Source organism: bacterium, assembly GCA_021158245.1.
Classification (GTDB): Bacteria; Zhuqueibacterota; QNDG01; order QNDG01; family QNDG01; genus QNDG01.
Map to the genome: position 1 here is coordinate 1 of JAGGVB010000069.1, position 9,021 is coordinate 9,021.

The 9,021-nt window shown below is 41.6% G+C and carries 8 protein-coding genes; 7 read left to right on the forward strand and 1 reads right to left on the reverse strand.

Annotated features, from left to right (window positions below):
• From J7K93_04455 to J7K93_04480, 6 genes are all read left to right on the forward strand, one after another.
• Positions 1-2,013 (forward strand): glycoside hydrolase family 2 protein (locus tag J7K93_04455; protein MCD6116245.1); only part of this gene is annotated, 2,013 nt, incomplete at its 5' end.
• Between the two features lie 17 nt (positions 2,014-2,030).
• On the forward strand, positions 2,031-3,008 hold the full coding sequence (locus J7K93_04460; protein ID MCD6116246.1) for a glycosidase: 978 nt from the start codon (positions 2,031-2,033) through the stop codon (positions 3,006-3,008).
• A gap of 34 nt (positions 3,009-3,042) precedes the next feature.
• Positions 3,043-4,152: a sn-glycerol-3-phosphate ABC transporter ATP-binding protein UgpC gene (gene ugpC / locus J7K93_04465; GenBank protein ID MCD6116247.1), complete on the forward strand. Its 1,110-nt coding sequence runs from the start codon at positions 3,043-3,045 to the stop codon at positions 4,150-4,152.
• Between the two features lie 72 nt (positions 4,153-4,224).
• Complete coding sequence (locus tag J7K93_04470; GenBank protein MCD6116248.1) at positions 4,225-5,097, forward strand: DUF1861 family protein; 873 nt, start codon at positions 4,225-4,227, stop codon at positions 5,095-5,097.
• A 20-nt stretch (positions 5,098-5,117) separates the two neighbouring features.
• On the forward strand, positions 5,118-5,921 hold the full coding sequence (locus J7K93_04475; GenBank protein MCD6116249.1) for a DUF1868 domain-containing protein: 804 nt from the start codon (positions 5,118-5,120) through the stop codon (positions 5,919-5,921).
• A complete protein-coding gene (locus J7K93_04480; protein MCD6116250.1) occupies positions 5,914-7,461 on the forward strand; it encodes a hypothetical protein in 1,548 nt (515 codons plus the stop codon). Before J7K93_04475 ends, J7K93_04480 begins: the two co-directional genes overlap by 8 nt.
• A gap of 58 nt (positions 7,462-7,519) precedes the next feature.
• Here J7K93_04480 and J7K93_04485 read toward each other — a convergent pair whose 3' ends face one another.
• The gene (locus J7K93_04485) at positions 7,520-8,551 is read right to left on the reverse strand and encodes a YchF family ATPase (protein ID MCD6116251.1); all 1,032 of its coding nucleotides are present in this window, start codon (positions 8,549-8,551) and stop codon (positions 7,520-7,522) included.
• Between the two features lie 195 nt (positions 8,552-8,746).
• On the opposite strand from J7K93_04485, the gene J7K93_04490 reads away from it, so the two are divergent.
• Positions 8,747-9,021, forward strand: a 275-nt coding sequence (locus tag J7K93_04490; protein ID MCD6116252.1) for a hypothetical protein, incomplete at its 3' end; no start/stop codon positions are given.

The window sequence follows — 9,021 nt, forward strand, 5'->3', positions numbered from 1 at the left end:
ACACGCCATTCTCATCGTATGTATCTGCGTAAGGCCCAATACTCTTTCGGATGGGACTGGGGGCCTATGCTTCCCACATCAGGAATCTGGCGCTCCATATATCTTGAAGCATTTGACAGTATTCGAATTAAAGATGTTTCCGTAAGAACAGTATCGTGCACTGCTGGTGCTGCACAGCTTGAAATTGAAGGCGTTATTGAAAAAGGAAAAGACAAAGGTGTAACATGTAATGCCAGACTGGATAACGGAGAGGAAACCATTTTTGCGGAAGCTATTCCCGAAGGGCACAGAGTCCGTTTTTCCCTCTCCGTTGCCGATCCAAGGCTGTGGTGGCCCAACGGCTGGGGAGAACCGTTCCTTTATGATTTCTATTTTTCAGTTTTGTCCGGGGGGAAGGTTATTGATGAGAAACATTTCAAATATGGAATCCGAACCACGGAACTTCGTTTGTCGGATGATAAAGGCGAAAACAGCTTCCGAATTCTTGTTAACGGCAAACCTGTTTTCTGCAGAGGGGCTGACTGGATTCCTGCAGACAGTTTTATTCCGCGGATAACACATGAAAAGTACAGGACGCTTCTTGAAATGTCCCGTGATTCCGGTATGAATATGCTGCGTGTATGGGGAGGCGGAATATATGAAGATCCGTATTTTTATCAGCTCTGCGACGAAATGGGAATTATGGTTTGGCAGGATTTTATGTTTGCATGCGGTGCATATCCGGAGATAAAAGATTTTCTGCAGCAGGTGGAAGAGGAAGCTGAAAGTGTTATTAAAGAATTACGGAATCATCCTTCAATCGTTATCTGGTGCGGGAACAACGAGAATGAGTGGATATATTATCGTGAGCAAAACGATTCTCCTGAAAATATGTCAGGTTTTAAAATATTTCACAATATGCTGCCGGAGATCTGCGAAAAACTTGACCCGACCCGTCCTTACTGGCCGTCCACACCGTGGGGAGGAGATGATCCGAACAGCGAGGACATGGGCAACCGTCACTCATGGGATATCTGGAGCCGATGGGTAGATTTTACAGAAGTGATAAACGATCATGGAAAATTTATCTCTGAATTCGGATTTCAGGCTCCTGCTTCAGTTGAAACCATGGACAGTTGTTTGAAATCAGAGGACCGTAATCCCGAAGGAGAAATCTTTTCAAAGCATCAGAAGCAAGAGGAGGGCAATGAGCGTCTTTTCCGATTTCTTGCCGCTCACCAAAAGGTGACTACAGAATATGTCCCCTTTATTTACGCTTGTCAGGTCAATCAGGCCGAAGCACTTAAAACCTGCATTGAGCACTGGAGGAGCAGGAAATTTAATACTGCAGGAGCCCTTATATGGCAGTTAAATGACTGCTGGCCGGGGTTAAGCTGGTCAATGATTGACAGCAGCCTTAAACCAAAAGCATCATATTTTTATTCAAAGGAATTTTTTAAACCAATCCTCCTGAGGTTTGAAGAGACAGAAAATTATCTTGTCCTTCATGTAATTAATGATACTCTTAAAAGACTGTGCGGTGAATTACGTATAAATATATTTACTTTTTCCGGTGAAGAAAAAGATGAAAAAGAAGTTACGGTAAATGTTCCTGAAAACAGTTTTTCCAGAATTCCTGTTTTTGACAGGGAAGAAATAGATCGCCTTGATAAAAAACGAGTTTATATTAAGGCTTCAATGATAACTGATACAGGGGAAAGCTTGTACTCAAAGTACATTTTCCTGAGATATAAATGGATGGATTTCCCTGAAGGGGAGATTCGGGCTGAAATAATCAAGAAAAGTTCCAAAGGAGTATATATCAGATGTAAATCGAAGACATTTCTCAAAAGTGTTTATCTGCACCTTCCGGGCTGGTCTTTTTCCGATAATTTTTTTGATATGGAACCAGACAGGCCGAAGGAGCTGATTGCTGAAAATCATGTTGGTTCAAAATCAATAGTCAATGACTTGGTATTTTATTCAGTAGGACATTATGCACCCCGAATGGTTCTGTGGAATACAAGGGGTTGATTCCAGGAGGCATAAGAATGAGTAACATTGCAGATCTATTGCAAAAACACGAAAGTTTAATTAAACGATATGAAAATAACCCCATACTCTCGCCATCTAACTGGCAATATGAGGTTAATGCCGTATTTAATCCTGCAGCTATTGAATTTGAAGGGGAAACATTGCTGCTGGTAAGAGTGGAGGGAATGGACGGGTTTTCTCATCTGACTGCAGCGCGCAGTAAAGACGGTAAGACAAATTGGAGGATAGATTCGGAGCCGACGTGGCTTGCGGACCCGGAGAATTATCCGGAAGAGATATGGGGAATTGAAGACCCGCGGGTTGTCAGGCTTGAAGAGTCGGATACTTATGCTGTAGTATATACTGCTTTTTCCAAAGATGGCCCTCAGGTAGCTTTGGCTTTAACAAAAGACTTTAAAACTTTTGAAAAGCATGGTATAATCATGACTGCTGAGGATAAGGATGCATCTCTGTTTCCAAGGAAGATTAACGGGAGGTGGGCTCTGCTGCACAGGCCTTCCCCTATCGGCCTTTCAACCAAAGCAAATATATGGATTTCATTTTCCCCTGACCTGAAGTACTGGGGTGAACATACAATGGTTTTGGAGGCCAGGGATGGAGGCTGGTGGGATGCAGGTAAAATTGGGCTTGGACCGCAGCCCATTGAAACGCCTGAAGGCTGGATGCTGATATATCACGGTGTCAGAAATACATTTGCCGGAAGTATTTATCGTATAGGGCTGGCAATGCTGGATCTGGATGATCCGACAAAAGTTATCAGGCGCGGAAGAAACTGGGTGTTAGGCCCCCGTGAGATATTTGAAACACATGGAGATGTCGGATATGTCACATTTCCGAGCGGCGTGATCTGGGATAAAGATACAGATGAACTGCGCATCTATTACGGTGCTGCGGATACTTTTGTAGGCCTTGCTACCGCAAAAATGGGAGATGTGGTAGATTACCTGATGAACTCCCCTGAATGCCGTATTTAATTGTCTGCAACTTTTATCACGAGGAATTAATGCCATGGCGAATGTTGTTCTTAAAGAAGTAACAAAAATTTACGGAAAGGATGTTGCTGCGGTAAAGGGCGTGAGCCTGGATGTGAAGGAAAGAGAGTTTGTTGTACTTGTAGGCCCGTCCGGATGCGGCAAATCAACTATTCTGCGGATGATTGCAGGCCTTGAGGAGATAAGCGAAGGAGAGATTTTTATAGGCGGCCGTCTTGTAAATTCAATTCAGGCAAAAGACAGGGATATTGCCATGGTTTTTCAGAATTATGCGCTCTATCCGCATATGACTGTATTTGATAATATGGCATTTGGTTTAAAGTTAAGGAAGGTTTCCAAAAATAAAATTTCGGAACGTGTGCATGAGGCCGCAGAAATTCTTGGCATAACCGATCTTCTGAATCGAAAACCCAAACAGCTTTCAGGCGGCCAGCGCCAGAGAGTTGCCGTAGGCAGGGCATTGGTGCGCAAACCCAAAGTATTCCTGTTTGATGAACCTCTCTCCAACTTGGATGCAAAACTGCGTGTGCAGATGCGGCAGGAGATTTCAAAACTTCACCATAAATTGCAGGCTACAATGATATATGTGACTCATGATCAGGTGGAAGCAATGACAATGGGAGACAGGATTGTCGTTTTAAGAGATGGGTCCATACAGCAGATTGATGTTCCGATGAATCTCTATAATAAACCTGAGAATATGTTTGTGGCAGGGTTTATCGGAAGCCCCCCTATGAATTTCTTTAATGGGAAGATAATCAGTGAGAACGGATTGTGGTTTGACGATGGGCAGGTTAAGCTGAAAATACCGAAGCTATATGAAAAACAGATTGAGAAATATATCAACAGAAAAATTATATTCGGAATACGCCCTGAAAATATACTTCAGCCGGATACGCCGGATACTGTGTCTCTTGCCGCTATAAAGGCAAATGTTGAAGTTATTGAACCAATGGGTAATGAAGTAATTCTGCATGCATCGGTCGGGGAAAATTCTGTTGTTGCACGGCTGGGAGTGAATGCCCGGTTTAAACCCGGAGAAGATATTGATCTGTTTTTTGATATGGGAAAGGGGCAGTTTTTTGATGCAGAGACAGAGATGACTATTAAAATGGAGGCAGGCTGATTTGTTTCCATTAAGTCAATATTAAGAAATGTCGGTTTTAATCAAAACGGGAAACATACGGAGTTATTACTAATGCGGAAATCTCAAATTTTAGAATTCGTCGGTGATAAAATTACAGATAAAGATGTTTACAATCCAACTGCGCCTTTTCAGGACAGAGGAGTTACTTATTTGGCTGCAAGGGTTGAATCAAGAAATGAAGAGATAGACAGCGAGGTCCTTTTTTTCAGAGAAAGAGACGGGATATGGTATTCTGACCCGGATACGCCGGTATTCCATTTGCAGGACCCTTTTATAAACAGGATAAATAATGAGCTGATTTTCGGCGGTGTAAAGTATCCTGTAAACGGGAATTCATGGCAAACCTGGTTTTACAGAGGGGCTGATCTGATGAATTTAAAGAAGTTTGCACAAGGCCCTGTTGGAATGAAAGATATTCGGTTAGTTGAACTGCATGACGGCAGAGTAGGAGTTTTTACACGGCCGATGGGGAGTATAGGCGGACGCGGCAAGATTGGTTTTGCAATCGTGGATTCATTGGAACATCTGAACGATTTTGATTGGTACGGGGCTGATCTCATACAAGGCCAATTCTCAGATGACGAGTGGGGCGGAGTGAATGAAGCTCATCTGCTAAGAGACGGCATGATAGGAGTTCTGGGACATTTTGCAACGTTTACTATTGACCAATCAGGAGAAATGAGAAAACATTACAAGTCTGCTGCATTTACTTATGATTATTCAAATATGGAGGCATCTCCGATTAAAATAATTGCGGAGCGGTCCGATTTCCCGGATGGAGATGCAAAAAGATCTCCCGAGTTGGATGATATTGTTATCAGCGGAGGCCTGGTTGATACGGCAGATGGGAAAAAAGAGCTGTATGCGGGCTTATCAGATGTGAATTGCGGAAAGATTGAGATTGATAATCCTTTTAACGGATAATTTTTTAAGATAGAGCAGTAATGTTGAATCCAATTGGCCGATACAGAAATAGGTTGTTAAAATATGATATCCGCTCTTGTGATGTTGCTGTATTGAAAGAAAGCCTGAAAAAGAATAATCCGAAATTCCATCCGGAAGGAGAACCCAAAGCATTTTACGGGCTGACATGTATTGTCCGGATTAATCAAAAATCCTGGCTTTTTCATAGTCTGTGTGAATTACAGAACAGAATTAAAAAAGATTTGGAAAACGCGCAATTGGATAATTTCTTTTCCTTTCTCAAACCGGAATCATTTCACATGACGATCTGTGATATTGAAGCCGGCCCTGCACCTGTTCAAGTTGACAAAATAAATATTCGGGTCAGGCAGCTTCGGGAAGTTTTTGATTTTCGGGATGAAATTCCCAAACACATCTATTCACAAATAAGAGGTCTTGGCCTGCAGGAGACAATAACAGCCCTTGTCAGATTTGATGAAGGGCTTGAATCGGAATTAGAGAATATACTGTCATTGGAGGCAAAGATAAAGGAAGCGGCCTGTGTTAATATCAGGGAGTTTACAGGTCATGTAAGCCTTGCATATTTTACAGGATATCCGGGCGGCAGTATCAGAAAAATAAAAAATATTTTATTAAATTATGCAGAATATAGTCAGGGGGAGTTTGATTTTTCTCAGTTTGATCTTACCTGTTTTACAAATATGAATAAATATATACCAATAATGACGATTGATCTTCACAGGAAGAGTTTGATATTCCACAATAATAATCTTCAAAAATACAAAAAAGAGCTGCAGATTGGAGGGCCGTTTGATAATGGATAAGTTGATCCGATATCCGAAAATATCGGTTCCCGTTAAATCAATTGTCTGCCTTGACCTTGGCAGGGATCGGATAGACGGGCAGATAGCGGCATGTGTTCTGCAGGGCATCGTTAACAGGGAGAGCAGTAAAAAAATTTATGTGATGAATACCTACTGTTATGATAATAACCACGGCGGAGATACTCAGATACAAGTAGCCGGCCGATTTTTAAAGATGCTTTACAATGATATACCCATGGAGAATCTTCAGCATGAAGATGATGTAAATTGGCCCGGGTTTCTATCTCTGCTGGATAAATTTAGAGAATTTGCCAAAGGTATAATTATTTGGGATCCCGACCTGGAACAGGCAACAATTGAAGCAGCAACAACAATTGCCGGACAAACAGACAGCATTGCTGTTTCTCCTGAACTGGCAGATGTATTAATTGGTAAGAATTTCGATGTCACGTTGGATTTAAGAAAATTCAAATTCAGGAATAATGTGGAATGTCTGGACTGGCTTTTGAAGAATTGGTTTGACGAAGCGAACAGAGAAATCGCTTTTACGTGGTCGCACATGACAAATGACAATGAGAGCTGGGGAGCTGCAAATAAAGATTATGTGGTTGCCATGAAGCTGTTCACATATTACCTCGACATTACAGACGAGAAAGAATCCGGACACTATATTGATGTGCTGGAACGCTATCCTCAGGGCACACCGATAATGGGATGGACAGACGAGCGCTGGGCAGATGCACTATTTGCAAGACTGGGATATTTTATGGTACCGTACATATCAGTTGAAAATCTTACGATTCATTCTTCGTTCGCGAGTGTAAAAGGAATTCAGCCTTCTCCCGAACCAGCGGAAATTTTTCAGAATGGAATCTACATTGCCATGTTTGTTGCAGATGGCGACAACTTGCTGCATTCAATGGTTTACGAACCAGATACTATCATGAACAGTGATGCATATAATAAAATTCCATTGACCTGGATTATAAATCCCGGAATAACAGACCTTGCTCCCCGACTGTTTGACTGGTATTATAAGAATCTGGGAAATCAGGAGCTAGGAGCCATGCTCAGCGACGGACATCCTCATAGTGACAGATATTCGGCATTTAAGAGGTATTGTGATTTTTGTGATTATTATATACAGAAAGCAGGTATGTATACCATGAAACAGATGGAGGAGTCGGAAGCTGTTGCATGGAATGTTCAGCCTTATGTTATGAACAGCGGTTATGCAGGTACATGTTCTAAAGGAATAGGGGAATATGAGTACCATCTGGATGGAGAAACATTTCATATAGGAAGCGTAAAACTTAACAACAGTGCTGAGACTATCCGGGAACTGGTGAAGAATGCTCCTGTGCAGGGAGAACCTCTCTTCTTAAATGTTTTTTGCGGAACTGCAGTTTCAGATATTCCGCAAATTGTTGAAAGTATTGCAGCGGATCTGAAAGAATCTGAAATTGAAGATGGTGTCCGCTATTTTTTTCTCAGGAGCATGGATATGGCAGCAACGTTCCGGAAATGGAAGGGATTGTAATTTTCATCTGAATAACAGCAGATGACTGCGTCTGGGGAAAATAAAATTATCCGAATTCCTACACATTAAATCTGAAGTCAATAATGTCCCCGTCCTGAACTATATATGTTTTACCTTCAAGCCTTACCTTGCCATGCTTACGTGCTTCTGCATAAGAGCCGGCTTCTATGAAGTCATTATAAGCAACAACCTCTGCTCTGATAAATCCCTTTTTAATATCACTGTGCACAGCTTCTGCGGCATCTACAGCAGCAGTATTCTTTTTAATAGTCCATGCCCTTACTTCATCTTTTCCTACGGTTAAAAATGAAATGAGGCCGAGAAGATCATAAGAGAGCTGAATTATCCGATTTACAACAGGCTCTTTAATACCGTACTCCTGTAAAAAGGTCTTTGCGTCCTCATCTTCCATCTGAGAAATTTCATACTCAATTTCCCCCTGCACAACTGCACAAACTTCTTTGTCTGCTATGCCGGGCATATCCGGCAAATTCTTATTATCGTCACTGTTGTTTACAAGAACAAGAACCGGCCTGCCGGAGAGGAATGCAAAACCTTTTAATTCCTGGGCATCGGCAAGTTCAGGATAATGCCTTAAAGGTTCATTATTTTCCAGAATTGTGTGGCACTCTTTAAGCAGTTTTTCTTCTTTTTCATTGATTTGTTTATGGCGTTTAATGTCACGTTCCATATGTTCCAGCCGTTTTTCAACGACCATAAGATCATTAAAGATAAGCTCGTCATCCAGTTTTCTGAAATCCTCTGAAGGGTTCGTTATGTCAGATCCGGTAAGTTTGAAATTGCGGAGTATATGGAGAAATGCATCACAATCCCTTACTGCATTTAATCTGCTGTCCTCTCCCGGTTTTACCGCTGCACCTGTCTGCGGGGGCAGGAGATATTCTATTGTGGCATAGATTTTTTTATTAGGATTAAAAATTTCACTGAGTTTATCAATACGCATGTCAGGAACTTTTACAAGAGCCCTTCTGAGGTCATTTTTTTTCTCAGGCTGATGCGGAGAACCTGTCAGTGCTTCAAATAGTGTTGTTTTGCCGGATAGCGCAAGGCCAATAATACCAAGTTTCATAAAATCCTCCTGTATAATCTGTTACTGAAAATATAATGTATTTTGTCCAATTTGTCCACATATAAAATCGGATTATTGCACCATCTGAAAAAATTTCAGTTGCAATTGAGCCTGCAGGTTAATACATTTCAGAAATCAAAAAGAACAGTTGTACGGCTGTTTAATTAATACTCATTTAAACCTACAGGGAAGAAAATGGACAATAGAAATATAATAAGGACAGCCGGCATTGCAGGTATAATCGGGACTATTCTGATGTTTGCAGGCGATATGATTATGTACGGGGGCAATTACAGCGGTTCGGAATATATGGAGGCTTCAAGAAGAATTATGAGCGAAATCCCTCTTTTAAGATTGATGGCGGGAGGTGCCATAGGCCCTGCTGCATCAGTTTTATACTGTCTGGGGTTTTATCATGTTTTTGCTGCCATACGGCAAGGCTCTCTTTTTCTGTCAAAAATATTTCTTTC

What these genes read in the sequence shown, in the direction of transcription:
- J7K93_04470 (MCD6116248.1), top strand. Translation starts at nt 4,225, where the DNA reads ATGCGGAAATCTCAAATTTTAGAATTCGTCGGTGATAAAATTACAGAT.
- J7K93_04475 (MCD6116249.1), top strand. Translation starts at nt 5,118, where the DNA reads ATGTTGAATCCAATTGGCCGATACAGAAATAGGTTGTTAAAATATGAT.
- J7K93_04485 (MCD6116251.1), bottom strand. Translation starts at nt 8,551, where the DNA reads ATGAAACTTGGTATTATTGGCCTTGCGCTATCCGGCAAAACAACACTA.
- J7K93_04460 (MCD6116246.1), top strand. Translation starts at nt 2,031, where the DNA reads ATGAGTAACATTGCAGATCTATTGCAAAAACACGAAAGTTTAATTAAA.
- J7K93_04480 (MCD6116250.1), top strand. Translation starts at nt 5,914, where the DNA reads ATGGATAAGTTGATCCGATATCCGAAAATATCGGTTCCCGTTAAATCA.
- ugpC (MCD6116247.1), top strand. Translation starts at nt 3,043, where the DNA reads ATGGCGAATGTTGTTCTTAAAGAAGTAACAAAAATTTACGGAAAGGAT.